Here is a 23,232-nt window from a genome sequence, read left to right on the forward strand (position 1 = left end):
ATGAACAAAGAGGAAATCGCTGAGGTGGCGCGGGTTGCGGCACAGGAAGTTCTTGCCAGAAAGGACGCTATCATTGACGAGGAGTTTGACGCTCGGTATCACGACGTTAATCTCCTGATGAAGAACTACCGGAAGTTGCGGGCGCACTACGCCCATGTTTCCCCGGAGACATTGGAGGTAAGCTGCATCTGCTCCATGCGCCGGAAGACAGGGCTGATGATGAGCCATGTGGACAAGATGCTGGCAGCGTATGAGGCTCTGTGCAAAGAGGCGGTGAATCCCGATGAGGCCCGCCGGTGGGAGGCGCTCAATCTGCGGTACATCGACGAGGACAGGCTTAGCGTGGATGAAATCGCCGAGCGGCTGAACATCGACAAGCGGACGTTCTACCGGGACATCAACCGTGCGATGGAGGACATGGCCGTTCTGCTGTTTGGCATCGAGGCCATTGGCTCGTGGAAACACAAGAAGTAACGAATCAGGGAGCTGACAAGGCTCCCTGATTTTTTATTCTCCGTTGCTTTTCGAGAAAATTTTTCTGAAAAAATTTTAGGAAAAGCATTGACGAAAACGACTTAAAGTGCTATAATAAGAATGTAAAGAAAAAAGGAAAAGCCCGTAAGGAGGTTGAACAGAATGAATGACTGCATCAAAGCTGAAATGGAATACCGCGAATGGCGTGAATGCCCGCTTTGGTATTGCGTGAAGACGCTGCTCAGAGCGGACGGCAAGATGGAAAGCGAGATTGTTTCCGACGAGAAAACCAAAATCCCCATCGCCATTCAGAGCCTTGAGAAACCGCAGGATGGCGTGTTTGAGGACGCGAGCGGCACGACATATTACACCTACCATCAGGGATATGAGGCGGCAGCGAAGCAGGTAGCCGCCGCGAGCATATAGGCAAATGCGGCAGACCTTTTCAGTCATTTGCAACTCCTACTCCACCACCGCCTCCCGGCGGCTTTTTCTTTGCCTGAAATCGTATTGGCACAGGAATAACTTGTCTCCGAGGGATGTTTCGCGGTAATATACTCCGCTTTCGTACCACTCGCGCAGTATTCTTTCGCCCTCCCTCATTTCAGGCATACCGGACTTCGCCTGCTGTGCAAGCTCCGTCGCAACCGCGAGTAGAACAGAGGTGGCGGCGGTCATTCTTCTTGCTCAGCGTCGTCGGCCAAAAGCTCCTCGATGGTGCAGCCGTACAGCTTTGCAAGAATGGGCAGCTTGTCCGCTCGCGGCTTAGCAAGACCGCGCTCCCACTTGCTTACAGCGGATTCCTGCACACCGACGATCTTTGCGACCTCTCGCTGTGTGGGAATCGCCCCGCGAAGTCTACGCTCTCTCATAACATTCATTGTTCCACCTCCTTTAGTGTCCTGCGGGTCGCTTTCTTTACTTACAGTCTTATTATAGCACTTCATTTCCTCAATGTCAACTCCCATTCTTGAATTTTTCCCGAAAAAATCCTGCATTGACAACTTGAATTAAAAGACATATAATAGACTTACAGTAAAGGAGGTAGACCTATGGACGGGTTCGGAGAACGACTTAGACGGTTGAGAAAAGACTGCGACATCACACAGAGCCAGTTGGCAGAAGTCATCGGCGTTGTGCCGTCCGCAATCGGGAAATACGAGCGCATACCGCAGGCGTTCCCGAGCGTGGAGGCGTTGATAAAGATAGCCGACTACTTCAATGTGAGCATCGACTATCTGCTGAGAGGGACGCAAACCGTCCCTGCCGTTGAGAACAATATCAGCGGCCAGCTAACAAACAGCCCATTCATCCAAGCCAACCACGGAGGCGTGGTGATTAACGGAGAGCAATCCATTTCGCCGGAGGCGATGGAGCTGCTGCATATCTACGAACAGCTGAGCGGCAGGGAGCGGTTAAAACTGCTTAACTTTGCCGTCGAGTTAGAGGAGGGTACAAAATGAAAGTATCACTGGACATTAAAAAGAAGTGCGCATTCTTCTGGCTGCGGGCAATCCGCTCCGCACGTATCGACAAATGCTGTGCGAAATGCTTTATTGGCGACGCCTTTCACGAGATATTCGAGGGGACGCGCTACAAAGACAAGGCTCATGTGGAGCTGGACATTGAACCGGACGCAAGGGTAAAAGCCTACTATCTCTGCGGGCTGAGCAACGGCTTTAAGTATGACGAGAATACGCACGTGGCTTTCGTTCCGTGCGAGGGACAGAATATTGAGATTGAAAATGACCGGATTCGGCTGGTGATTACGGATGCTCGCCAGATTGACTTCCAAAGCTACCAGCCCCACCCAGAGGGCGAATTTACCGAGGAGCAGCGCACCTGCCGTAACTGGATCTTCGCCAACTACCTGTTAGACGGGATGCCGCTGTGAGACGGGCAGCCCTCTATATCCGCGTTTCCACGCTGGAACAGGCACAAGAGGGCTACTCCGTAGGAGAGCAACGGGAGCGCCTGATTGCGTACTGCAAGGCGCAGGATTGGCTCATAGCGGACATATATGTGGATGGGGGCTACACAGGCAGCAACCTGAACCGCCCCGGCATCCAAAAGCTGATGAGCGAGACAGAGAAGTTCGATGTGGTGCTGGTCTACAAGTTGGACCGGCTCTCCCGCTCGCAGCGGGACACACTGTATCTCATCGAGGAGATATTCAGGCCGAACAAGGTGGATTTCGTCTCCATGCAGGAGAGCTTCGATACCTCGTCCCCGTTCGGCAAAGCCATGATAGGTCTGCTTGCGGTATTCGCCCAGCTGGAACGTGAGCAGATAAAGGAGCGCACGTGGATGGGGCGAGTGGCTCGTGCCAAAACCGGGCTTCACCACGGAGGCGGGAACATCCCTATCGGGTATGACTACGAGGACGGCAAGCTCATCGTAAACCCATACGAGGCAGAACAGGTTCGGAAGATATATGAGTGGTATCTTTCCGGTTCGTCACTGAAAGCAATAACCGATAAATTGCAGGACGCGGGGTACACGAACAAGTACAGCAGCTACAATTCGTGGTCGAGCGTGAGAAACATCTTGGAGAATGAAACCTATATCGGGCGTCTGCACTTCGGAGATGTCGTTGTGGATCACGCGCATGAAGCGATAATAACGGAGGAACAATTCAATGCCGCACAGATATTGCGTGGAAAGCGCAGAGAGCAGTTCGGGAGCCACGCTTTCCAATCCAAGCACGTGCTGACCGGACTTCTGTTCTGCGGACACTGCGGAGGCCGGTACTACCTGCGCAACACGGGGAAATACTCTTATTATGCCTGCTACTCCCGAACAAAGCAGATGAAGAACATGATAAAGGACCCGAACTGCCAGAATAAGATATGGCGGGCGCAGGACTTGGAGCCTATCATTGAGGAAAAGATACTGGCGCTGCTGCGCAATCCAAAGATTGCAGAGGAGCTTGCCGCCGGCAAGCCGAAAGCCGCAGCCCCGGTAAGCAAGAACACTGATATTGAGCGCCGCATCCGTGAGATAGACCGTCAGATCGGAAAGCTGATGGAGCTTTATCAGCAGGATGATATACCGCCCGAGCTGCTCGGTGAGAAGATAAACCGGCTGTACGGCGAGAAAACCGCATTGGAAAACTCCATCGCCCCGGTCGAGGAAACCAATGCTATGCCGCTCGATTTAGTGGCCGAGCTTATAACCAACGCTGCGGAAATATGGGACTTCGCCGATGAGAACCAGAAACGGCGCATCCTGCAAAGCCTCATATCCCGAATTGTCCTGACCGACGACCAAGTTGATATTGAGTGGGCGTTTTAGCGCAAAAGAAAAAGCCCTCCCGCGCAGGAATAATCCTGCACGGGAGGGCTTTTTGGCTCACTTAGTTTCGGTGCTCAGCTGAGATACCGCGATGGTAGCGGCGGTGGCAGCCGCAGTGCTGGCAGCCACTTCGGTGGCTCCGCTGGTGGAAGACGGGAGCGCAATCTTCTGGCGGCGCACCTCGGCTTCAATTTTAGTCGTCAGGTACTCGGTGAGGTCGCCATACAGAGCCTCGATAAACGCCTGAGCAGCGGGGCTGATGGACGCCAGACAAGCGGTTAGCGCCTTTCGCGCTGCCTCTTTCTGGGCCTCCAAGTCAAACTTACCGGCCTGCTTCAAAGCGTCAACGTAGGTCTGGCTGGTGGCTGCTACGGCAGCGGAAACCGCATCAGCGATTTCCGTGATGTAGCCCTGCGCCTTGACATCATCCGTCTCGGCGGCCACATTTGCGGCAACCCGCTTGATGTAGGTGATGGCGAATGCGGTCAGCACAGGAACCGCAGCCGTGATTACGGCAATCAACAGGTCAGACAAAAGTTCGTTCATGGTGATAACCTCCTAATTACATTTTTTCGCAGTGGTCGAGGGAGATCCAGCCTGCACCGGATTTCAGCTTGCCCCACTTCGAGGCTCCCGTGCCGGTGGCCTCCTGCACGATGGTGTAGACGCCCGGCTTGATTACACCTTTCTTGGCGTTGTTCGTGCCGGGGCCGCTGCGGATATTCAGGTCGGTGATTTTCACACGAACCATATAGTTGACCGCAGCAGAGCCGCCGGCCACCGAGACAGCGCTTGCGTCCACCCATCCGTAGACGTTGCTTGTGCCGTTGGTGTGGATGACGTGATACGGATGCTTGGCGTTAGCGGACACAGCTGTGATTTTGGCGGGACCAGCCTTTGCAGCGGAGCCGCTGGCGGCGTTTGCACTGGTGTAGTGCTTACCGCCCGCAAAATTCACAACCGTGCCTACGCTCAGCCCAGAAGCAGGGGCGCTCGGCGTCGAGGGCTGTACAGTGGAGCCTCCAAGCTGCGCTGTTACCTTGCTGGCGAGGTCTCCCATACGGGCGAACATCCAGTTTCCGGGGCAGCTTTTGTTGGCGAACCATCTGTGGACGGTCAAGACCATCTCATCCGACTTCGGAGAGTAGTTGAGCGTCTTGTTCTTGTCGCCCAGCCAAAGCAGCTTCTTCTTGCCGTTGCGCTTGCAGATGTCCACGCAGAGCGCGATGAGCTTCTGGTACACTACGTCCTTAAAAGCGTAAGGCTCAGTGGTGTCAGACGCGCACTCGATGGTTACGGCCCGCTGGTCGTTGGCGTTGGAAGAAGTACACCAAGAACGGTTGCCCTCGTCCACGCACAGAAGCACCCGCCCGTCCGGGCCGATGCCATAATTGCAGGACGCCTGACGGGATGTGGGGGCAAAGATATTGCCCAGCGTCTCAACAGAGCACTGGCCCACCACACAATGCGGAGTGATGCGGTCAATGGCGTGGGTGCGCTTACCCGAATGGTTCGGGCTGAGTTTTGTGTAGTTTACAAGTGGGCTGTTTCCCATAAGATTTCCTCCATTTCCGGGCTTTGCTGCTGCGGCATACCTGTCAAAGTAGGTCTGCCCATAGCCGGCCCTTTTCACCTTTACCGCCTCGCTCTGGTCTGCGGGGCGCTCAAAATTGAGAAGAACGCTGTCGCTGGCAGCCCGCACGGTGGTGGCGGTTTTCAGCGTGGACAGAACCTGCTTGTAGCTGCCTGACAGCTCTTGAAAAAGAAAATCGAGCTGCATTTCCAAGTCCCCGATGGACTTTCCTGCGGCTCGTGCGAAGTCAAGCATATTCTGTTTTCTGCTCCAAAACGTCCACTGCGCGAGGCCATATCCGGCGCTGTCACGGACAAAGTTCTGATACGAGCCGCTATCCACAGCGGCGGTATAGCTGTCATCCGTAAAGCCCAGCTTCTTCTCGTAGGTGTTTTGCAGGTTCTTCGGGGAAAGCCCGCTCTCTGCGAACAGGTTTCCCATCAACCCTGCGGCGCCGGCTTTGCTCAGCCCTTTCCCGATGAGGTAGTTCCAGATCCTCTCCTCATTCGTGCTCATGCTTTACTCCTTTCAACCGGTCCCGGAGTTTGTGTGTTCGTCAGAGGGCCTGTCCCTGTCCGGCCACCGGTTATTTTTACTCAGGTTTTCGACAGCGGATTTTATACAGTAGGCAAGCACCACACCGATAATCTCCGTAACTGCCACTTGGGACAGGCTCTCGGCAATCTGCATCTTATCGAGGTAGGCAAGGATATAGCTGCACCATACCCACGCAAACCCGTTTATCAGGCAGACCCAGATTACCTTTTTGGTAGTCTCCGCTTTCTGCTTCTTCGTCTTGCGGCTCTTTCCGCTGCTCAAGCGAATCAGCAAGAGAGAGCCTAAGACGCCGAGGAAAACGGATGCTACCGCAGTAAGAACAATTACCACGGCATTCCTCCTCCTTTTACTTCACAGGCAGCTCCATGACTTCCTCCATGAGCTTGTCCAGATTCCCATTCCCGCCAAGCGCGTTATGATAAACGCCGTGCATATCAATCAGGTCTTGGCGGTCGTCAAAGTCGATCTTGCCGTCCCGAATGAATCGTCTGCCCAGATATTTGATGCGGTCGTGCAGAATCACACGCTCACCGACCCGCAAAGAAGCAAGGTCATCTTGGAGCCGTTTTGTCGTGTCCTTTTCCTGCTGCTCATCGGCAGCCTGCTTGTCAGCGTCCCTGTCCTCTTTGGCGGCCTTGCGGTTAAGATGCCACATGATTACCCCGTCAAGGGTCTTCATCGCGGCAGCCGCAACGCCGCCACTTAACAGGCAGAGCACAATTTCGTTCATTTCAATCCCTCCTCTGAGATTACAGCCCGTCAATTACCTCGACGGCATAGTCCAGGCAGCTTTTTGCCGTCTGGTTTTTCTCCCGCCAGTATTCTGCCGCCCCTCCCGAAAGGCTGTCTGCTACGGCCTTGATGATAAGGCACGGGACGCGGTTTCGGTCGCAGGTGAGCAGAATGGCTGCGGATTCCATGTCGCAGATGTCGGCTCCGAACTCGTTGTGCAGCCATAGCTTCTCTGCGGCGTCTCCCACAAACTTGTCACCGGATGCGCAAACCACCCGGCGAAGTTCGGGGGAGGCCAGCTCCGTGAAAGCAGTGCTTACCGGCAGCAGCCGGTCTGGGTATTCCAAATAGCGGCCAGCTGGCACATTATCAACGGCAAACAGGTCGTACTGATAATGCGCCACCTTTACCACGACGCACACCTCGCCGGGGTGCAAGTTATCAGTGCAGCCGCCCACAACGCCATAGTTGAGGACCGCCGCCACTTTGTACTTGTCGATGAGGTACTGCGTCGCTGCCGCCGCATAAATTTCGCCAGCTCCACACCGTATGGCATAGAGCTGGCAATTCTTCGTCTGATAGAGGGTCACGCCCATTTTGTCTTTCGTGGGGCGGCCCTCTCCAAACCGTTGCCGCAGAGCGTCATCCTCCACGGCAACCACCAATCCTACTTTTCTCACGACTGTTCACTCGGCGCGGCAGACTTTGCCGCGTACTCCTCTCCGGTGATCTCCTTGTACTTTTCAGCGGTAATCTCGCCGTCCTCCACGCGGGACGCCAGCTCGGTCTTTACCCCGCTGCGGCGGTAATCGGGAACGGAATCCCAAACCTGTGTACCGGCAATCAGTCTGTTAGCCCAAATTTTGTTCATTGATAGTACCTCCCTCACTAATTGTGCTGATGATAGCGTCAATTTCGCATACAGCGTCCTCAACGGCGCTGATACGCACGTCGTTCGCGTCGTCCTGCTCGCACAGGGCGTCTTCGATTTCGCCCATCCGTGCGCCGGCAAGCTCGTCGTACTCGCACAGGGCGTCTTCCAATGCGGCAGTGCTCTCCACAAGCTGCTGGGCGACGGGGCCGGTCTTATCGGTAAACCGGTAGTGCCGGTCAATCTCGTACCAGTCGTAGCAGTTTCCCTCGCCGTCCTCCAAGCTGTCCAGCTTGCGGACTACGCGGAAACAGTCTGTCACGGTCTGGTCGGGATAGCTCCGCTCGATCTGGTGAAACCCGGTCAAGTCGGAATGCTCACTGCCCTTTGTCTTGAGGACTTCGATGTCTTCCTGCGTTCCAAATACATACTCCACGTCAGTTCCTCCTTTCGCTGCTTTTGACGGATGATTCTTTTCAGGTCACGCACAAGGCGTTCGCCTTTATACAGAAGCCGGTAAAGGTTGTAGTTATTGCAGTGTTTCAGCTGTCCGAGCCTTGAAATCAGGCTCGCAGCCGCTCCTGCCATGATGCGCTTGCCCTGTCTCTTTCTCTTGCGGTATCGGGCAATCGCCCGTTTGATGCGCAGGAGATTGTGCTTGCGCGGAATTGTGAAGCCTCGACCGTACCGATACCCTACGGCGTTTGGCAGACGGCTCTTTTGCCTCGCAAATCCGCGCCTCGGTGGTTCCAGCGGCGTCTTCGGGTTTACGCGGGCAATCGGAAATATCTGCCAGTCGCCTTTCAGCTCAAGCTGGTGCTCCGTCAGCCATTTCTCAACGAGAAGCCGGAGCTTTTTCAGCTTTCGCTTATTCGGGCCGAACACCGTGAGGTTGTCCATGTACCGGACATAGTGGGCGCACAGCCCGCTATTACGGATCATCTGGTCCAGCGGCTGCAAAACGGTGTTTGCGAACCACTGCGAGGTATAGGAGCCGATACGGACGCCATCTTTCACAATGCGCCAAATCAGGTCGAGGACATGCCGGTCTTTAATCAGGCGGCGCATACGGTCCATTACGACCTCCGGTTTCAGGCTGTCATAGAAATGGCGCACATCGCCGCACAGCTCGTACCGAGTGCCTTTCAGGTCGTGATTCATCCAGCTTTCGATTGCCGCCCGTGCTTGGTGCGGGCCTCTGTCCCTAATACTGCCGCAGCAGTAATGGTCCATGCCCCGCATGAAGATTGGCTGCAAAATCTGGATAAGCGCGTGATGGACATACTGGTCGGGCCACTGCGCGGGTTCGCTCACCGTTCTCCACTTCTGGGCGCTTGCGTCCCATCTGCGGGTCGTGTGAGGCGGTTTCTGTTCAAAGCCGTCGATGATAATTTGCCGCAGCTCCTTGATGCGCTCCTCTTTGGTCTCCTCCACCCAAGCAGTGCATTTATTCGGGCGGTGGTGGGTGCGCCAATGATGTGTGCGGTTTACTTCGTCGATGGCTCTTGATAAATTCTCATCTGAGATTAAAGGTTCAAATAGGTTCTTTGCTCTTTTCACAGGGACTGGTATCCTCCTTTTAGCTGTACGAGCTTTCCAACGCCTCTTTCGAGGTGTACTAACCCGCTCCCTGAACTGCTTATCTTCACCGAGAGGTGCGCGACTACCTGTGCCGTGGTTTGGAGGTTTGTCAGCAAGACACATAAAAGGGTGCGGCAGCCGATGTTCGTGTTCGAGTTCGACACGCTGTTGTAGTTGACGTAGAACAAACCGTGGTTGGTGTTGCGGTTATAGTTGCCACCAACGTAGAGGCACGGGTTCGACGAGTTGAAGTTCCAGTTATCGCACGTCACGCCGAACAGTTGACATCGGTACTGCACAGGTAGCCCCGGATGGTCCCCGCGCTCCGCGCGGGTCCCTTGTGAGGGGGCTTCGCCCCCTCACGCTCCCCCATTAAGGGAGTTCTTGGAGGCGGCAGCCGATGCTCGAGTGCGAGTACGACACGCCGTTGCAGTAGACGCAGAACAAACCGCGGTTGGTGTTGCGGCTATAGTAGCCACCAACGAAGAGGCACGGGTACGACGAGCCGAAGTACCAGTAATCGCACGAGTACGTGGAATCACTGCCGCTTGCAGCAGTCGGATAGAACATCGGGAACCCGCCAGCCGTAGCGACATTGAATGCGGACGGATAACCGCTCGACGGCGTACCGACGCTCGTGCCGCCGCTGCTGTCGCTGAAATTGTTGGGATTCAGGATGAGATTCAGCCCGTTGCCGTTATAGTAACAGCCGTCCATCCAATCCAGCACGTTATCCCACAGGCCCTCTATGTTGCGGTACTGCACACCCACGCCGTAGGTCGTGCGGGAGGTCTGCATCGTGCCGGTGTGGTAAGGCATACTGTCAGACGCTCCCATATTCTGCACATCGCTGTTGTTGCCGCAGCCGTAGCCGATTTTCGCCTGAGAATTCCAGTCAGCAAACTCCACGATGTAGAGCAGCCAGATGGTGAACCGCATGGCGAAGTCCATCTGCCAGAAGTTCGCACCGAGGCCGTGAATGCCGGACCTTGCCGCGCTTCGGGTGATGTTGTTCTTCGGCGACACACCGGTCTTGCTCTTGTAGTCGCTGGCGCAGTGATACCTGCCGATGTAAACAACGTCCCGCTCGCCACGGCCGTCGCCCCTGTTCATGTGGGCGGGGGAAACCGAGAAGCCAGCGGTCGCTTGGTCTGCGATCTGGATTTTGATGCTGCTGCCGCTCTTGGTGAGCTTGTACCAGAACTTCGGGATAGCGACCATCGAGTTACCGGAGCGCGTGGTCTTTGTCATTCCTGCCCACGGCTGCAAATTGTCAAACGGCGAGCTGTAACTGCCCGCGCCGGCCACATAAGGAACTGGGTCAATAAAGCCGGCGGCTTTATCGGTTCTCGTCCATTTTGTGGTACTCGTGCCGTCCCAGCTTGCGCCGTAGATATTTACGAAGTTCACCTCGACCCTGCAAGTTTTATCCGTAGGGGCCGTGTGGTTTGTGCCGGCGGCTACCTTTACCGTGATGGTAGCCACACCGGAGCTTTTTCCTGTGACCGTGATTTTGTTTCCGCTGACGCTGACTTGGGCAATCCCGGAGCTGCCGGAAACGGCAGAAATCGCGCCATCGCCCGCACGGGTTACGGTGATTGTCCCGGTCTTCGTTGTGTTGTTCAGCGTCATATTGGTCGGGTTAAGGCTGAGGGAGCCTGCCGCCTTTCCAATCGTCCAGTTCACCGTCTTCGCGGTCGTAGTCCCGTCTGCCCACTTGTAGTTAGACCCCGGCGTGAAGATTGCGCCGTAGGTTCCCGCATTGGTAGCGGAGTTCGTGCCGCTGATGGACATTTTGCCGGTGTCGTAGTCTGTCCATGTAGGAGACTGCGGAGAGCCTGTGTAGGTCAGGCTGCCGTTCGGCGTGGGCGTTGCGATGGACGCTCGGTTGATAGTCCACTGAACGGTCTTAGCAGTCTCCGTATCGTCAGACCACTTAAGCCCGGACTTCGGCGTGAACGTCGCCTCATAAGTACCGGCATTCGTGGCCTGCGTTGTGCCGCCGAGGGTGAGCTTGCTTTCATCGTAATTCAGCCATGTAGGGGACTGCTGGCGGCCCGTAAAGGTCAGCGTCCCGCTTGGGGACGGAACGACGTTGATTGTGTTCGTGAGGTCTGTGATGGCCTCAGATGCGGATTCCGCAAGTTCTTTTGCGTCCTGCGCAAGCGCCCTGACCGTTTCCAGCTCAGACGCGCTCACGCCGAGGATATTTACAGATCCATACGCCATGAGTGTTTCCTCCTCTTTTAGTTTTCAGGCTCTTTCATAAGAACCACCGTTGCTGTGATTTCGCTCTCCGGGGCCTTTTCCGCGTAGAGACGGATTCCACCGGAGAGGGTGCGGCACACAGGGTACAGCCCGCACTTCTTCGCCGTTGCAAGCTGTTTCGGCTGGACGTTGACAATCGGAATCAGTGCCTCCGTCACACTGTCGAGCGGGATGTCCACGTAGTAGACGCCCGCAGGAGCCTCGGACGCCCCGATGTCCCATCCGGTTTTTGGGATAGTAAGCGACCGCTCCTCAATACTCGAAAGCCCGCCATGCGCAGCAGGGTCGTTGTTGTGCTCTAAAATGGCCTGCTCGACCTCGCCGATGGTGGCGATGGCCTCCGGGTCAATCACAGCCGTAACCGTGTCCACATCGCCCACCGCAGCGATCAAATCAAATGTTGCGAGTTTCCCCACGACAGAGCTTGCGGGGCGAATCCACTCAGGCTCATTCTCCAAGCACAGATAGGTGTAGGGGACTTCGCCATCGTCGGGATCTTCCGCGAACAGGACGATGTTCGTCAGGTAAAAGCCGGATTCAACACTCTCGCTCTTGATGCGGACCGTGACCTGACACTCGCCGTCCACAGGGTTCGATACCGCCGCAATCTGCGCGTCCATCACATACCCGGCAGGGCCTGTCATGGTCTTCGGTGTCAGCCCCTCCGGGATTGTCCCGTTTCCAACGGCGGCTTTTGTGTAGTGCATTTGGCAGCGTCCGGCGAGGACTTTTCCGATAAGAGCGATACCGGTCAAAGAGCCGTAGCTGCCGTCCTCAAACTTCGACATTCTTATTCCTCCTTGTCAACTCGTTTGGATTTGATTCTGGTGTGGTACACAGCGCCCCCAGCGCCCTCCTGCGTGGCCGTATGCGCCCGGTTCTGCGGCGGGTGGGCCGCAGATACCTCCGTGGGCTGGAACGTGCCGTAGAGCGTTTTCAGGGTCATTCTGGCGCCCCTGTCCTCTGTAAACGGAGGGGCGCTCTGCTCGGTCGCCGCATATCCGCAGTGCCGCACGACAAGCTCGTGGCGGTAGGTGCTGTGGGTCCGCAGGTAAAGGCGCAGCCCCACGCCCGCCGCGAGGATTCGCTTGATGGCCTCAGCAATCAAATCCAGCATTTCAATGCGCTCCGGGGATAGGAGCTTCTGGTCTACGAACAGCTCGATTTTGGCAGGATAGACCTCATCAAGCATGACTTCGGACACATCCACTTCCAGCAGGGCGCTTGCCGCCTCGATAACAGTGTTGATGTCGCCGCCGGAAAGCTGCGCCATCAGCTTCACCTTAATCGCCATGCGGTAGAACCTGTCATCAGGGCTGATACGAGCAACGCCGAAATTGGCCCCGTACCGGTCGAGGACCGCGCCCTCCGCATAGTCGATGTCCTCCCACAGCTTTATCAGCTCGGTCTGCTCCTCGACGGAATCCAGCCCCCATGCGAGGATGGCGAACAGCTTTCCGATGTTCGTCTCAATGGGGAGGTCACGGCGGCGGTTATTGTAGTCTTTTCTCGTGTATGCGCTTGTCAGCGCGTACAGCATTTCAGAAAGATAGTTCCTCATTCGACCGTCACCTTGCTTTCGTCAGTGACCGCCTTTTCACGGGCCGCAATCGTGATGTTCTCACGGCTGAACACAGAGCCGTTTGAGCTGATTTGCAGGTCGAAGTCAACAACCCCCGGCACTTTAAGCACCTCGGTCGGAAGAGTGACGCAAATCACGTCCTGCCCGATAGCCATACCGCCTCTCGTGTTGGAGCCGATATACTCAACGATGTTCTGCTTGATACGGTCAATCCCGTCAAGCGGGAACACGCTGTCGGTTTTCAGGCCGGTGATTTTCACCCAGACGTTCACGGGCGTCGGGCGGCTGAACTTGATTTTGTGCGTCGTGCCGGCAGAGCTTACGACAGAAACGGAAGTGTTTCCGTAGGTCTGGATGCCCGCCGCCTTTCTGCGGAAGATTGCCCCCGCCACATCTTCATCAAGGCCGCCATAGGCGATAATCTCGATGGAGTGGGGAGGCAGCCCGCTCTCGCTCTGGACATCGGTATCGTTCTCCTCGCCAGCCACCGCTATGACAGCCTCAACGCTCTCGTAGATCTCAGCGACGATGGCGTCAATATTCACGCCGCCCGCAAAGTCCACGGACAGATAGTACCGCTCACGGAACTCCGCATCGGTTTCCGTATTTCTGCCGCCCTCGAACGCAGAGGCGTTCGTGACGGCTTCGATGCCGCTCATGGGGTTTACGATATTGGTGATGGTGTTCTTCTCCGTATTCCCGTCAGGCCCCGGCACAACAGCGGTCGCGGAAAGAGTGACGCTCCCACTGGTTATCACGCCGGATTGCAGGGTAATGTACTGCTCGCCGGCAGTCGTTTCAGCAAGGTAGCCCTCCGGGACCTCCACGCCGTCCTCGCCGGTAAAGGTCAGGTAGCCGACCGCTTTCTGCGCTCCGAGGAGCTTCAAGCCGATTGCTCGCCCGAGGTTATAGAGGCTCGTCCCGACAGCCGTGTCAATGAACCGGCTGTTATACACATCTTCCAGCGTGGAGAACAAGAGGTTCAGCATCCAAGCGTAGATGCGCAGGAACACGCCGAGCGGGGAGCGAACAGTCAGGTTTGCCCGCGACCCGTACAGCTCGCGAGCTTTGTATTCCAGAGCGTCCAGCAGCTCCGCGTATGTGGGGCGTCTGAAACCAGCGTCCGTCAAGCCCCAATCTGTGGTCTTCGCCATTATGCCGTCACCTCCAATGCTATTTTCTCGCCATCCGACAGGGTGGCGGTGAGTTCAACAGTTATTGTCCGTCCCTCGTAGGAGACGGAGATTGAATCAATCTGAGACACATCGGGGTCCTGAAACACAGCCTCCCGAATGACCTCTTTTATCTCGTCATCGTCAACGTCGTTCATGCTCTGGCCGACGATGCTCTCATAATCAGTGCCGTGCGTCTCATCAGCGAAGAACTCCGCTTTCCACGCAAGGAGCGTGTGACGCACGTTTTGGACGGTGGTGTCGTCCCCGTATATCTTCTTGAACGACCCGTCGGTGTCAAACACCAAATCCCTTGATTCCGGGTCGATAAGCAGTGTCATGTTATCCATACTGCCTCCTTATCCGGGCTGCCCCGTTCTACCTCCCGAATCTCCGGGGTGCGTGTGGTGGGCGCCGCTTATGCTGCTCTCGGCAAGGACATCGCCGGCAGCGGTCATGTTGCCAGCCGCGCTTATGTTGCCCGAGCTGTCCACGTTCCCCGTCACGGTCAGGTCCCCTTTTATCGCAACCCCTGCCGCAGATACCGCCACGTAGACGCTGCCGTTTTCAGCGGCGAGGACAAGGCTGTCTGACGGAAGACCGGAGGACGAGTAGCTGCCAGCCACGATTGCGCCGATGAAAATAGCGTCCGTCGTGGCATGGTTGCGCTCCGTGAGGGGCTTGGCCTCCTTGCCACCCGTAACGGTGCTGTCCATGTCGTGGTCGAGGTAGACCACCACGCCGGTATCTCCCGCCTTTATCCACGGCCTTGTGATAAACCCGCCGCAGCGGGTACACGCCACAGGTACGCCCAAAATAGGCGGCTGGCTTTCATACTTCCCGTTCTGCAAATGCTTCGAGAGCGGCTGAACGTCCACCGTCATCTTCGCGGGGTCAAACGCCACGACCTTGACGGTAGCCGCCACGCAGATGGATTCCGCAAGCCGCTTGTCGTGGATCTGCTGGTATTCGTATTCGTTGATAGCGGACATTCCGCAGCTCCTTTCTCAATAAGGTTTCAGCTCCATCGAAGTTTCCCAATCGCCCGTTCTGCCGCCCTTGTGGGAGCCTTTCACCACGATGAAACGGCCATTCAGGTTGCTCGACTGGATTTTCACCACCTCGGCGGTGGCTATCCGATAATTGAGCAGGCAGGAGCGGGAGATGGTGTCATCGTCCCGGTCCTCGCCGGTTTTCTGGGAGTTCAGGTCAGTCTCATACGGTATCGCCACTTTCTCCTCATCAGCCCTCAGCAGGCCGGTAGCGGAGGTGAGGGTCACGCCGTTGTTGATGCCGTCGTCCGCTTTGGTGATGTAGATTTGCCCTGTCGCCCGGATGATGAACCGGCTCTTGCACTCGTTCACCACAATCTCTGTCAGAACCTGCTTCAAATTTCCCCGGCACACCCGCCCTCGCGGGTAGCTGATGTCCTCGGTCAGCTCGCACTTGGACACCTCCACGCCGAAGATGTTCAGCAGGTCGCGCACGATGGCAGACGCCTTTATCCCTTTTGCATAGGTCTTGTTTATCAGGCTGCCGAGTATCTCGTCAGCGCACGGCTGTACCGTCAGGGTTGAGGTCCAGTCGGTGTTGGCCTGCTTGTGTTTCAGGCCGACCACTTTCCCGATGAGGATGCAGCCGACATCGCCCTCATATCCGGCGTTCAGCACAACAGGGTCGTTTTTCTTGATGCCAGCTCTCGTGGCTGCGGAAAGGTTTGTGACCTTTACCGTCGCCACAGGCGGCTCGTCGCTGTCCTCAAACGGGATTTCAAAGGTGAAATTCAGGCCGCCGAGGGAATACTGCTTGTTGCCGATGGTAAGCGTTGCGTCCCTGATCCAGAATGCCATGTTACTGCACCGTCCTTTCCCTGAGATACAGCTTCACGTCTTTCCCGAAGTTCTCTTTTGTGACTTCCGAAATGCTGTCTCCCGTAATGCACAAGGGGATGATAACCGGTATCGGGAACCGCTCGTCCTCCACCACGTTGAACAGCGGGCGGGCATAGCGGACGATTTCACCGAACACGAGGACATTCCCGTTTGCGTCAAGCAGGTCTATCGTATAGAACCCACCGGTGTCATTGTACTTGACCGTAAAACTGAACGTCTTGTCGGTCAGCTTGATGGAGAATGAGTACGGCACTTTCGATGCGTCGATGTTGATGTACTCAATATCTTCATTCAGGTCAATCAGTTGCAGCGCCATACCTCACACCTCCTCAACGCCGCACCAGACCGTCGTATCCGCCGGTGAGCCGCGTGAGCGGGGCGGCGCTGCCGCCCGATACGTTCACGGACCTCAGCGCCGCCGCAGCGGTAGAGCTTACGGACTGGATAGCCAAAATCGCCATGCCCGTGCTCACCGTTCTGGCAAGCTGCGGGTTCTGGCTTTTCCCCGCGTCTTGGCTCGTCATAGCAAGCTCGGCGTCCATCGGAACAAACTCCGATGAAGTCATCTGCACCTGCTTGAGCGTGGCCGAAAAAGACGCGCCGTGCCGGTTTTTATAAGACCGGTCAAACTTTAAGCTGGTGAAAACGAGATTGTTCATCCGCGTTACGCCGATGTATGTGATAACGTCCCGGCGGTCACGCATGGACTTTAGGGCGTTGATTGCCCCGTCGCCCCCGATAATCGTGCCGGAGATGTTCAGCGTACCAGCCGCATTGTTCACATGGTCGTCGATGTCAGCCCCGTCCTCCACGGGGTTGGAGGTGACGGAGCTGCTGTAACTCTCGCTTTCCTTTTCAATTACGCCGTTTTCGAGCGGGATGAAACGGACCGTGCCGCCTTTTCTCCCTCTCAGCACATACGCCATTCTCAATCCCTCCTATCAGTAAGCGTATTGGTTTTTAAGCACCATTCGCTCGCGCTCCTCCTCCCGGAACTCGTTATACAGCTCACGGACGGTATCGCGCAGCGAGGTTTTCAGGTTCTCCGTGGATTCCTCATCCGCGTTGCCCTGAACGATGACGGTAATCTGCGGAGCAAACGCAGGACTGCTGCCGCCACCGCCGCCGGGAACCGGATCTGGGTCTGGGACATCGACGTGCGTACCGTCACCGTCTCCGTCCTCCGTATTCGGGTCGGGCGGGTCAAAGTCGCCCACCACCGGCGTGACAGAATATGTGGCGTCAGCCACCACAGGAGCGGGAGCGTCGCCTACAATCGGGTTCACCTTGAAAGCGGCGTTTGCGGGACCGTTGATTGCGGGCATATCGAACTTGGTCGGAATGGCGTTCTCAATGTCTTTTGTCACGCCACCCATTGTGTTCTCAAAGCCCTGCCCAAGACCAGCGGCCATGTTGTTGCCGATGCCGGCGAACACACGGGACGGGCTGTGGATTCCCAAAAAGCCCTTAACGCCGTCAACGATTCCACTAAAGAACCCTGTTACCTTGTCTTTAATCCATCCTGCCATAGCCGTGATACCGTCCCAGATACCTCGCACGATATTCTTACCGACTTCAACGATAGAGCCAATCAGCGCCCCGATGCCATTTACGATGGCAGAAATAATCTGCGGCAGCTGCGCCACCAGCTGCGGGATGGCCTGAATGATACCTGCTGCCAGCTGGATGAGGACGTTCACACCGGTTTCAAGAATGGCCGGCAGATTCCCGCTGATGAACTCCACGATGGATGTGATGATAATGGGTAACTGTTCAACCAGAATCGGGATTGCGTTGATGATACCGTTCACGAGCATCAGGATAATCTGCGCGCCCTGTTCCAAGAGGATTGGCAGGCTCTCCGTCAGGAACGTCAGGATGCCCTCAATAAGCAGCGGGAGCTGCTCAATGAGCATCGGTATTGCCTCGATGATACCCTGCGCCAGCCCCATCAGGAGCTGCATACCCGCCTCCATGAGCAGAGGGGCGTTCTCTATCAGGGTGTTCACCGCAGACATCAAGCCCTCGATGATGGTCGGAATCAACGTCGGCAGGGAATCGCCGAGGCCAGTCGCCAGATTAGCCACAATCTGAACCGCTGCCTCTGCAAACATGGGCAGCAGATCACCGATTGCTCCGATAAGGCTGTCCACCAGATTAACCGCCGCATCCACAATCAGCGGGACGTTTTCAAGCAGCGTCTCCGCAATAAGGGAAATAGCGTCTACCGCCACGGGAATAAGCTGCGGCAGCAGGGCGATAATGGACGTAAGCACCTGACCGAACACGCTGCCCGCCGTGCTCACAAGGGTGGGCAAAAGCGAACCTATCGCCGGTATAACCTTGCTTATTGCGTCAGGCAGGGCAGCAGCAAGGTTTTCAACTACGGGCGTGACATTTTTCACCACGTTCCCGAAGCTGTCCACCACATTATCGACGAGCATTCCGATGTCGGCATTTGCGTTACCGAGGCCGGCAAGCAGGTTCCCGATTGCCGACTTTGTACTGGAAATAGAACCGGCAATCGTTTCCGACGCCTCTAACGCCGTCGTGCCGGCAATCCCCATATCCTCTTGGATAATGTGAATGGCCTCGGTTATATCTGCGAAATTGGAGATGTCGAACTTCTTACCGGACAGCTTCTCCGCGTCACTCAGCAGCCGCTCCATTTCCTCTTGCGTACCGCTGTAACCGAGCTTGAGGTTGTCCAGCATGGTGAAGTTCTGCATGGAGAATCCACGGTACGCGTTCTGGATAAGCTCAAGGTCTGTACCCATTTTGTTCGCGTTGTCGGACATATCCACAATCGCGCTGTTCGCATAGGATGCAGCCTTGTCAGTGTCGTTGCCGAGAGACTTAATCAGGCTGGCAGAAAAGCTCGTGGTGAGTTCCATGTACTGGTTCGCTGACATACCAGCGGTAGCGTAGGCATTCGCCGCATTTGCCTGTACCGTCTGAGAGGCTTTGCCGAACAGAGTATCAATACCGCCGACAAGCTGCTCATAATCGGAATAGGCAGACACGACCTGCACACCGAGCGCCACAGCTCCTGCGGCGGCAGCTGCGGAAACACCCGCGATAGCAGCCCCCGCACCTTTCAGAACGCCGCCGAGCTTTTCAAACTTGCCGCCGGATTCCTCGGCAGCCTCGCCGAGATTGGAAACATCCTGTCTGGCGCCGCCGGCAGAACCGCCCATGTCGTCTGTTGCGGTGGCGGCCCGTTCTGCGTTTCTGATGTAGTCAGTGAACCTGTCCTTTGCGGACTGAATCGCGTTGCCCAGCCCGTTTCGGATTGTAGAAATCGGGTGCGCAAAACCATTTGCGATGTTCTGCGCACCCGATACAACATTTTCTCTAAAGGCGTTTGCTTGCCCCATTACATAGGAGAAAGCCCCGCCGACGCCGGAACGCAGGGAGGAGGAAAAGGTATTTCCTCCATCCACGCCGGCAAGGAAAGAACTGCGGAACGCCGAGCCTACGCTGCTGGCCTGCGACTGCAAACCGCCGAGATTGCTCGTGACATTTCGGATGCTCGAATCAGCCTGAGAGCTATCCGCACTGATATTGATTCTGCCGCCGCTGCCCTGCAAGCCACCAAGACTGCTCGTGACGTTGCGAATGCTGGCTTCTGCCTGCGACGTGTTTGCGCGTACATTTATGCTGTACGATACACTGCGGGCTTCATCCACAGTTCATCCCTCCTCTCAATCTTTCTTGTTCCATTCGTCCTGCCAGAGCAGGCGGGCCTGTTCGGTCTCGGAGAACTCATACAGATCCATCTCTTTAAGCTCCGAATAGGTCACGCCGCCCATGCAGAACACAAGCCGCCAAAACCGCTCGTTTTTACGAGCGCGGCTTTTAGCGGCCTTGCAGTTTAGTTCGTTCGCTAAGAAAGGATTCGATCTCGCGCACCAGCTCACCCGGCGTAGCGAGGTCGTCCTGTTCGTCAAAGTATTTCAGACCGGCCTTAGCCACCTCAGCGGGGGCGGTCACACAGCCCTTGATAAGAGCGTCGGCGTACTTCGCCGTGTTCTTCCTGCCGTTGGCAGGGTTGATGTAGAGGTCGGTCAGGTTGGAATACCACGTGAAATTTACACTTTGCAGCTGGTACTCAACGTCGTTGACGACGACGGTTTTTGTTCTTGCCATAGGTCAATCCTCCTCTGAAACATTGGCGTTTTATACATTACGCGCGCATAGGCGCGTTAGGGAGACGGAGATATACATTACTCTCTATTCTCCCTATTTACACACTCTATTAAGAATGAATGTTTCAATGTTTCAAATACCTGCAAAAGCCAGTAACGGTGCGGGTTTGAGACGAAACATTGGCGATACATTGGCCGAAACATTGAAACATTCGGGGCTGAAACATCTGGTTGAATTTCCCGCCTAAACTTAGACTTTCGCGCCTAATACTTGAATTCGGGCGGGATGTTTCAACTCAATGTTTCAGCAATTACAGCTGGATGTCGGGGATGAGGAACACGATGGAGACATCAGCGGCCTCCTTGCCTCTCGCCCTGTCAGGCAGCTTCTCCACCATGCAGTTCTGGGCGAAGAAAACGGAGCCGCTGTCGTTGGCATCCGTGATAGCAAGGTTCGCCATCACGTTCTTCTCGGCGCACTGCTCAAGGTACGCCACGTCAGGAGAATCCTGCAACAGCGTGATGGTGAGCTTGCCCGCCTTGTTCGCATTCAGGATGTAGGTGCTGTCGCCCTTTACACCCTTTTTCAGCGTGACGTTGGCCTCGTCACGGGCCAGCGTGAACATACTCTCGCCGAACATACGGAGCTGCCGGTTGTTGAAAGACACATTGACTTTCATCGGGTCAAACGTAGCTAACATGGTCTATCCCTCCTTTACAGCGTCGCACGGAGGACGCCTTTGGTTTTTACCTGATGGACCGCGCCTGCCAGCTGAGCCTCCCACGTGATGTCCGGCATCACACGGTTGCGGCGCTGGTCTTCGGTGCTCTCCGCATACTTCGGGATGACAACGGTGAACACGCCGGTCTTGCTCTCCGGGTCGCGGGCGATGATATTGAGGTCTGTGGCCTCTGCCAGAGCCTGCAACACTGCCGTGCCAATCATGCCGAACCCGTCATCACCATAGTTGATGTTAGCGTTTTCAAGCAGGATGTCGTAGAGCAGGTCGCGCATACGTTTGGCGATCCAGTCCCCGCCGAGAACCACGTCGATGAACTCACCGTTGAGGCAAGTGCCGTCCTTGACGTACTGGCGCTTGTACTCCTCGGTCAAGAAGTTCACGTGGTTTTCAAGCAGGGTCTCCCGCTCGCCGTCGGTGAGCAGGGGGAGCGTGATGAGCTTGGTCGTGGAGGCGTTGCCGTCCTGCGGACGCTTGAACTTCCACGTTACGCTTGTGGGATAGAACGGCCCCACGTTGCCCGTATAGGAGGCGTCAGGCTCCTCATTCAGATTGTCTGCATCGGCGTAGATGACAGCGGCGCGGGCGGTGTTGCACACGAACGCCTTGTTGCTGGTCTGGCCCATGTAGAACTTGCGGTGGTCTTCCACGCCCGCGCCCAGCTCTGCCTCGCTTGGCTCGCTGGCCTCTGCAAACTTCGCCAGAGCGATGACATACTCGTCCTCGTCCTTGTCGGTCAGGAGATAGTACCAGTCGTTGTCAACCTCGGACTGGAACTTCTTAATCTGCTCGATGAAGCTCTCCGCAGCGGTTTTCGCGTCCTTGCCGTTGGTGAACTTGGCGGTAGGAGCGGTACACTCGGTAGTCACGGGCTTGGACAGGTGCTCATCGGTGAACACGTCCACGGTTTCGGGAATAGTGTCTGCTTCGCCCTCCTCGGTGGCGGTAAAGGTCACGGTCGCATCGGACACCGCAGCGGAATAGGTCTTGCCGCCTTTGGTGAAACTTGTGCTGTTGAACAGTGCGGCGAGGTCGTTTGCAGAGGACACAGCGGAAGACGTGGTGATCTTTACAACGGCCTTGCTGTCCCCGCCAAAACGGAACCAGAGGCTCTTTTTTGTGGCGATGTCAATAGACCCGCTAAAAGTGCAGACGAGCTTTGCGGCCGCAGCCACAACGGGGCTGGCGGGGTCAAAGCTGACGATTTTGAACTTGCTCACGAGGCTGGTAGCCAGCGTGGTCTTGCCCTGATTAAGCAGGGTGGTAGCCTTGCGCACGACCTTTGCGTTAGGGCAAGCACCCTCCGGGCCGTACACGGCTTTTACGCTCTCAACATCTCTGTACGTTCCGACCGGATAATCCCCGGTGGTAGATACAAGGAGAATGTCGAGGCTTTCTTTCTCGCTGGGCAGCGCGTCCCGCTGCACAACGACAATTACGTCTTTTGCCATTTGGCGATTCCTCCTTTATTGCTTAATATCCCCTATGGGGTTTCCCGGACGCTCCACCAGAGTGGCGGGCATCGTGTCGGTTCGTACATAGGAGAAGCGAATATCGAACCCGTACCTGCGTATCGTGTCCTCCACGAAAAAGCTGGATCGGCTTGCGACTGACCCCACATTGACTATCACGACCTCGCCTTGCTCGGTTTGGATATTGTGGGCGTTGAGCAGGAAAAAACCGTTTGCCTTTTCCGCGAGTTCAAGTGCCTCGTCCTCGCCAAAGATGTAGCCGTCCTCGGTTTCCCGATTCGTGCTGCAAAAGGTGAACGACATGGTAGCCGACACCTGTTCGGAACGGACGAGCAGCGGCCCGTCGGGAGTTTCAATAATCTCCCGCAAGCCGAACGAATACTCCGGTATTCTCGGAGCGAGAACGCTGTAATAGCAGTACGGGTATTCGGGCATATCTGCGATTTGCTCTGACAGGTTGACAGGACAGCCGATGTGGGCCTCCAACCCAGACACAATCGCGTTACGGGCCTGAGCGAACGTCACTTTTTCACCCCCTCCACGATATAGCGGACCATCGGGTGGATGGAATTGTGGGAGAGTTCCTGCGTGACGGTGTATTTCTGCCCGTCGTAGGTGTCCAGAATGATTTGCCCCGGCTTAATTTCCACGGGGTCATCGGTGTAGAGCTTCTGAGAATTGTACGTGTACGACCCCTCCGGCAAGCGTTTCAAGTCCAAGTTGGAAAGCGGCATCACAATCCCCCAAAAGGACGTTACCGGCTCGTCAACAGGTCTGGACTGCCCGCCGGCTGCGGGGTCGCGCACGAACGTCCTGTTGGAAACTGTCAGTATGTGCAGTAGCGCCCTCGGCAGTTTTGGAGTTGCGAAAAACAT

The 23,232-nt window shown here is 56.1% G+C and carries 29 protein-coding genes and 1 pseudogene; 5 read left to right on the forward strand and 25 right to left on the reverse strand.

Annotated features, from left to right (window positions below; genetic code table 11):
• Together B5D52_RS04755 and B5D52_RS04760 are read left to right on the forward strand one after the other, a co-directional pair.
• Positions 1–474, forward strand: coding sequence for a helix-turn-helix domain-containing protein (locus B5D52_RS04755; RefSeq protein WP_016146454.1), 474 nt, complete (start codon positions 1–3; stop codon positions 472–474).
• Positions 475–636: 162 nt separating this feature from the next.
• Positions 637–900, forward strand: coding sequence for a hypothetical protein (locus B5D52_RS04760; RefSeq protein ID WP_016146455.1), 264 nt, complete (start codon positions 637–639; stop codon positions 898–900).
• A gap of 248 nt (positions 901–1,148) precedes the next feature.
• On the opposite strand, the gene B5D52_RS16070 is transcribed toward B5D52_RS04760, so the two are convergent.
• Positions 1,149–1,355, reverse strand: a complete 207-nt coding sequence (locus B5D52_RS16070; protein WP_016146457.1) for a helix-turn-helix domain-containing protein — start codon at positions 1,353–1,355, stop codon at positions 1,149–1,151.
• 171 nt (positions 1,356–1,526) lie between these two features.
• Between B5D52_RS16070 and B5D52_RS04775 the strand changes: the two genes are divergently transcribed.
• Genes B5D52_RS04775 through B5D52_RS04785 form a run of 3 tightly spaced genes read left to right on the forward strand, consistent with a single transcriptional unit; the run spans position 1,527 to position 3,768 of the window.
• Positions 1,527–1,937 carry a helix-turn-helix domain-containing protein gene (locus B5D52_RS04775; protein WP_016146458.1) on the forward strand — a complete coding sequence of 137 codons (411 nt, stop codon included), beginning with the start codon at positions 1,527–1,529 and terminating at the stop codon, positions 1,935–1,937.
• On the forward strand, positions 1,934–2,368 hold the full coding sequence (locus B5D52_RS04780; protein WP_016146459.1) for a hypothetical protein: 435 nt from the start codon (positions 1,934–1,936) through the stop codon (positions 2,366–2,368). Before B5D52_RS04775 ends, B5D52_RS04780 begins: the two co-directional genes overlap by 4 nt.
• Positions 2,365–3,768, forward strand: a complete 1,404-nt coding sequence (locus B5D52_RS04785; protein WP_016146460.1) for a recombinase family protein — start codon at positions 2,365–2,367, stop codon at positions 3,766–3,768. Before B5D52_RS04780 ends, B5D52_RS04785 begins: the two co-directional genes overlap by 4 nt.
• A 57-nt stretch (positions 3,769–3,825) precedes the next feature.
• Here the strand turns inward: B5D52_RS04785 and B5D52_RS04790 are convergent, their stop codons facing one another.
• From B5D52_RS04790 to B5D52_RS04900, 24 genes and pseudogenes are all read right to left on the reverse strand, one after another.
• Positions 3,826–4,314: a hypothetical protein gene (locus B5D52_RS04790; RefSeq protein WP_016146461.1), complete on the reverse strand. Its 489-nt coding sequence runs from the start codon at positions 4,312–4,314 to the stop codon at positions 3,826–3,828.
• A 16-nt stretch (positions 4,315–4,330) separates the two neighbouring features.
• The gene (locus B5D52_RS04795) at positions 4,331–5,323 is read right to left on the reverse strand and encodes an N-acetylmuramoyl-L-alanine amidase (RefSeq protein ID WP_040332599.1); all 993 of its coding nucleotides are present in this window, start codon (positions 5,321–5,323) and stop codon (positions 4,331–4,333) included.
• Positions 5,324–5,374: 51 nt separating this feature from the next.
• A pseudogene (locus B5D52_RS16840) lies at positions 5,375–5,857 on the reverse strand (phage tail tip lysozyme); the annotation flags it as partial.
• Positions 5,858–5,869: 12 nt separating this feature from the next.
• A complete protein-coding gene (locus B5D52_RS04800) occupies positions 5,870–6,229 on the reverse strand; it encodes a hypothetical protein (RefSeq protein WP_016146463.1) in 360 nt (119 codons plus the stop codon).
• Between the two features lie 16 nt (positions 6,230–6,245).
• Entirely contained in the window at positions 6,246–6,629 is a 384-nt protein-coding gene (locus B5D52_RS04805; RefSeq protein ID WP_016146464.1) for a hypothetical protein, read from the reverse strand.
• 19 nt (positions 6,630–6,648) lie between these two features.
• Complete coding sequence (locus B5D52_RS04810) at positions 6,649–7,311, reverse strand: 5'-methylthioadenosine/S-adenosylhomocysteine nucleosidase (protein ID WP_040332455.1); 663 nt, start codon at positions 7,309–7,311, stop codon at positions 6,649–6,651.
• The gene (locus tag B5D52_RS04815; protein ID WP_016146466.1) at positions 7,308–7,502 is read right to left on the reverse strand and encodes an XkdX family protein; all 195 of its coding nucleotides are present in this window, start codon (positions 7,500–7,502) and stop codon (positions 7,308–7,310) included. Before B5D52_RS04815 ends, B5D52_RS04810 begins: the two co-directional genes overlap by 4 nt.
• Complete coding sequence (locus tag B5D52_RS04820; protein WP_040332456.1) at positions 7,483–7,938, reverse strand: hypothetical protein; 456 nt, start codon at positions 7,936–7,938, stop codon at positions 7,483–7,485. The genes B5D52_RS04815 and B5D52_RS04820 overlap by 20 nt, the downstream gene beginning before the upstream one ends.
• The gene (locus B5D52_RS04825; RefSeq protein ID WP_016146468.1) at positions 7,866–9,062 is read right to left on the reverse strand and encodes an RNA-directed DNA polymerase; all 1,197 of its coding nucleotides are present in this window, start codon (positions 9,060–9,062) and stop codon (positions 7,866–7,868) included. Before B5D52_RS04825 ends, B5D52_RS04820 begins: the two co-directional genes overlap by 73 nt.
• Positions 9,063–9,455: 393 nt before the next feature.
• Positions 9,456–11,312 carry a hypothetical protein gene (locus tag B5D52_RS04830; protein ID WP_016146470.1) on the reverse strand — a complete coding sequence of 619 codons (1,857 nt, stop codon included), beginning with the start codon at positions 11,310–11,312 and terminating at the stop codon, positions 9,456–9,458.
• 17 nt (positions 11,313–11,329) lie between these two features.
• Positions 11,330–12,139, reverse strand: coding sequence for a hypothetical protein (locus tag B5D52_RS04835; protein ID WP_016146471.1), 810 nt, complete (start codon positions 12,137–12,139; stop codon positions 11,330–11,332).
• Positions 12,140–12,141: 2 nt separating this feature from the next.
• The gene (locus tag B5D52_RS04840) at positions 12,142–12,912 is read right to left on the reverse strand and encodes a hypothetical protein (RefSeq protein WP_016146472.1); all 771 of its coding nucleotides are present in this window, start codon (positions 12,910–12,912) and stop codon (positions 12,142–12,144) included.
• Positions 12,909–14,087, reverse strand: a complete 1,179-nt coding sequence (locus B5D52_RS04845) for a baseplate J/gp47 family protein (protein WP_016146473.1) — start codon at positions 14,085–14,087, stop codon at positions 12,909–12,911. Before B5D52_RS04845 ends, B5D52_RS04840 begins: the two co-directional genes overlap by 4 nt.
• Positions 14,087–14,455 (reverse strand): contractile injection system sheath initiator, encoded by a 369-nt coding sequence (locus B5D52_RS04850; protein WP_016146474.1) that lies wholly within the window; start codon positions 14,453–14,455, stop codon positions 14,087–14,089. Before B5D52_RS04850 ends, B5D52_RS04845 begins: the two co-directional genes overlap by 1 nt.
• Before the next feature lie 9 nt (positions 14,456–14,464).
• A complete protein-coding gene (locus tag B5D52_RS04855; protein ID WP_016146475.1) occupies positions 14,465–15,097 on the reverse strand; it encodes a Gp138 family membrane-puncturing spike protein in 633 nt (210 codons plus the stop codon).
• 15 nt (positions 15,098–15,112) lie between these two features.
• Positions 15,113–15,955 (reverse strand): phage protein, encoded by an 843-nt coding sequence (locus B5D52_RS04860; RefSeq protein WP_016146476.1) that lies wholly within the window; start codon positions 15,953–15,955, stop codon positions 15,113–15,115.
• A gap of 1 nt (position 15,956) precedes the next feature.
• On the reverse strand, positions 15,957–16,313 hold the full coding sequence (locus tag B5D52_RS04865) for a phage baseplate plug family protein (protein WP_016146477.1): 357 nt from the start codon (positions 16,311–16,313) through the stop codon (positions 15,957–15,959).
• Between the two features lie 13 nt (positions 16,314–16,326).
• A complete protein-coding gene (locus B5D52_RS04870; protein WP_016146478.1) occupies positions 16,327–16,923 on the reverse strand; it encodes a phage baseplate protein in 597 nt (198 codons plus the stop codon).
• Between the two features lie 15 nt (positions 16,924–16,938).
• The gene (locus B5D52_RS04875; RefSeq protein ID WP_016146479.1) at positions 16,939–19,686 is read right to left on the reverse strand and encodes a phage tail protein; all 2,748 of its coding nucleotides are present in this window, start codon (positions 19,684–19,686) and stop codon (positions 16,939–16,941) included.
• A gap of 169 nt (positions 19,687–19,855) precedes the next feature.
• Positions 19,856–20,146: a hypothetical protein gene (locus B5D52_RS04880; protein ID WP_016146480.1), complete on the reverse strand. Its 291-nt coding sequence runs from the start codon at positions 20,144–20,146 to the stop codon at positions 19,856–19,858.
• Positions 20,147–20,456: 310 nt separating this feature from the next.
• Positions 20,457–20,846 carry a phage structural protein gene (locus B5D52_RS04885; protein ID WP_016146481.1) on the reverse strand — a complete coding sequence of 130 codons (390 nt, stop codon included), beginning with the start codon at positions 20,844–20,846 and terminating at the stop codon, positions 20,457–20,459.
• A 14-nt stretch (positions 20,847–20,860) separates the two neighbouring features.
• Complete coding sequence (locus tag B5D52_RS04890; protein ID WP_016146482.1) at positions 20,861–22,336, reverse strand: DUF3383 family protein; 1,476 nt, start codon at positions 22,334–22,336, stop codon at positions 20,861–20,863.
• Between the two features lie 15 nt (positions 22,337–22,351).
• A complete protein-coding gene (locus B5D52_RS04895; protein ID WP_016146483.1) occupies positions 22,352–22,882 on the reverse strand; it encodes a phage neck terminator protein in 531 nt (176 codons plus the stop codon).
• The gene (locus B5D52_RS04900) at positions 22,879–23,232 is read right to left on the reverse strand and encodes a hypothetical protein (RefSeq protein WP_016146484.1); all 354 of its coding nucleotides are present in this window, start codon (positions 23,230–23,232) and stop codon (positions 22,879–22,881) included. The genes B5D52_RS04895 and B5D52_RS04900 overlap by 4 nt, the downstream gene beginning before the upstream one ends.

The organism is Butyricicoccus pullicaecorum DSM 23266, from assembly GCF_900167005.1.
In the GTDB taxonomy this organism is placed as follows: Bacteria; Bacillota; Clostridia; order Oscillospirales; family Butyricicoccaceae; genus Butyricicoccus; species Butyricicoccus pullicaecorum.

Coding starts and splice junctions, on each gene's coding strand:
- B5D52_RS04850 (WP_016146474.1), bottom strand. CDS start 14,455: ATGGATAACATGACACTGCTTATCGACCCGGAATCAAGGGATTTGGTG.
- B5D52_RS04840 (WP_016146472.1), bottom strand. CDS start 12,912: ATGAGGAACTATCTTTCTGAAATGCTGTACGCGCTGACAAGCGCATAC.
- B5D52_RS04865 (WP_016146477.1), bottom strand. CDS start 16,313: ATGGCGCTGCAACTGATTGACCTGAATGAAGATATTGAGTACATCAAC.
- B5D52_RS04815 (WP_016146466.1), bottom strand. CDS start 7,502: ATGAACAAAATTTGGGCTAACAGACTGATTGCCGGTACACAGGTTTGG.
- B5D52_RS04855 (WP_016146475.1), bottom strand. CDS start 15,097: ATGTCCGCTATCAACGAATACGAATACCAGCAGATCCACGACAAGCGG.
- B5D52_RS16070 (WP_016146457.1), bottom strand. CDS start 1,355: ATGAATGTTATGAGAGAGCGTAGACTTCGCGGGGCGATTCCCACACAG.
- B5D52_RS04900 (WP_016146484.1), bottom strand. CDS start 23,232: ATGTTTTTCGCAACTCCAAAACTGCCGAGGGCGCTACTGCACATACTG.
- B5D52_RS04835 (WP_016146471.1), bottom strand. CDS start 12,139: ATGTCGAAGTTTGAGGACGGCAGCTACGGCTCTTTGACCGGTATCGCT.
- B5D52_RS04755 (WP_016146454.1), top strand. CDS start 1: ATGAACAAAGAGGAAATCGCTGAGGTGGCGCGGGTTGCGGCACAGGAA.
- B5D52_RS04795 (WP_040332599.1), bottom strand. CDS start 5,323: ATGGGAAACAGCCCACTTGTAAACTACACAAAACTCAGCCCGAACCAT.
- B5D52_RS04880 (WP_016146480.1), bottom strand. CDS start 20,146: ATGGCAAGAACAAAAACCGTCGTCGTCAACGACGTTGAGTACCAGCTG.
- B5D52_RS04790 (WP_016146461.1), bottom strand. CDS start 4,314: ATGAACGAACTTTTGTCTGACCTGTTGATTGCCGTAATCACGGCTGCG.
- B5D52_RS04775 (WP_016146458.1), top strand. CDS start 1,527: ATGGACGGGTTCGGAGAACGACTTAGACGGTTGAGAAAAGACTGCGAC.
- B5D52_RS04760 (WP_016146455.1), top strand. CDS start 637: ATGAATGACTGCATCAAAGCTGAAATGGAATACCGCGAATGGCGTGAA.
- B5D52_RS04870 (WP_016146478.1), bottom strand. CDS start 16,923: ATGGCGTATGTGCTGAGAGGGAGAAAAGGCGGCACGGTCCGTTTCATC.
- B5D52_RS04885 (WP_016146481.1), bottom strand. CDS start 20,846: ATGTTAGCTACGTTTGACCCGATGAAAGTCAATGTGTCTTTCAACAAC.
- B5D52_RS04890 (WP_016146482.1), bottom strand. CDS start 22,336: ATGGCAAAAGACGTAATTGTCGTTGTGCAGCGGGACGCGCTGCCCAGC.
- B5D52_RS04830 (WP_016146470.1), bottom strand. CDS start 11,312: ATGGCGTATGGATCTGTAAATATCCTCGGCGTGAGCGCGTCTGAGCTG.
- B5D52_RS04780 (WP_016146459.1), top strand. CDS start 1,934: ATGAAAGTATCACTGGACATTAAAAAGAAGTGCGCATTCTTCTGGCTG.
- B5D52_RS04805 (WP_016146464.1), bottom strand. CDS start 6,629: ATGAACGAAATTGTGCTCTGCCTGTTAAGTGGCGGCGTTGCGGCTGCC.
- B5D52_RS04845 (WP_016146473.1), bottom strand. CDS start 14,087: ATGGCGAAGACCACAGATTGGGGCTTGACGGACGCTGGTTTCAGACGC.
- B5D52_RS04860 (WP_016146476.1), bottom strand. CDS start 15,955: ATGGCATTCTGGATCAGGGACGCAACGCTTACCATCGGCAACAAGCAG.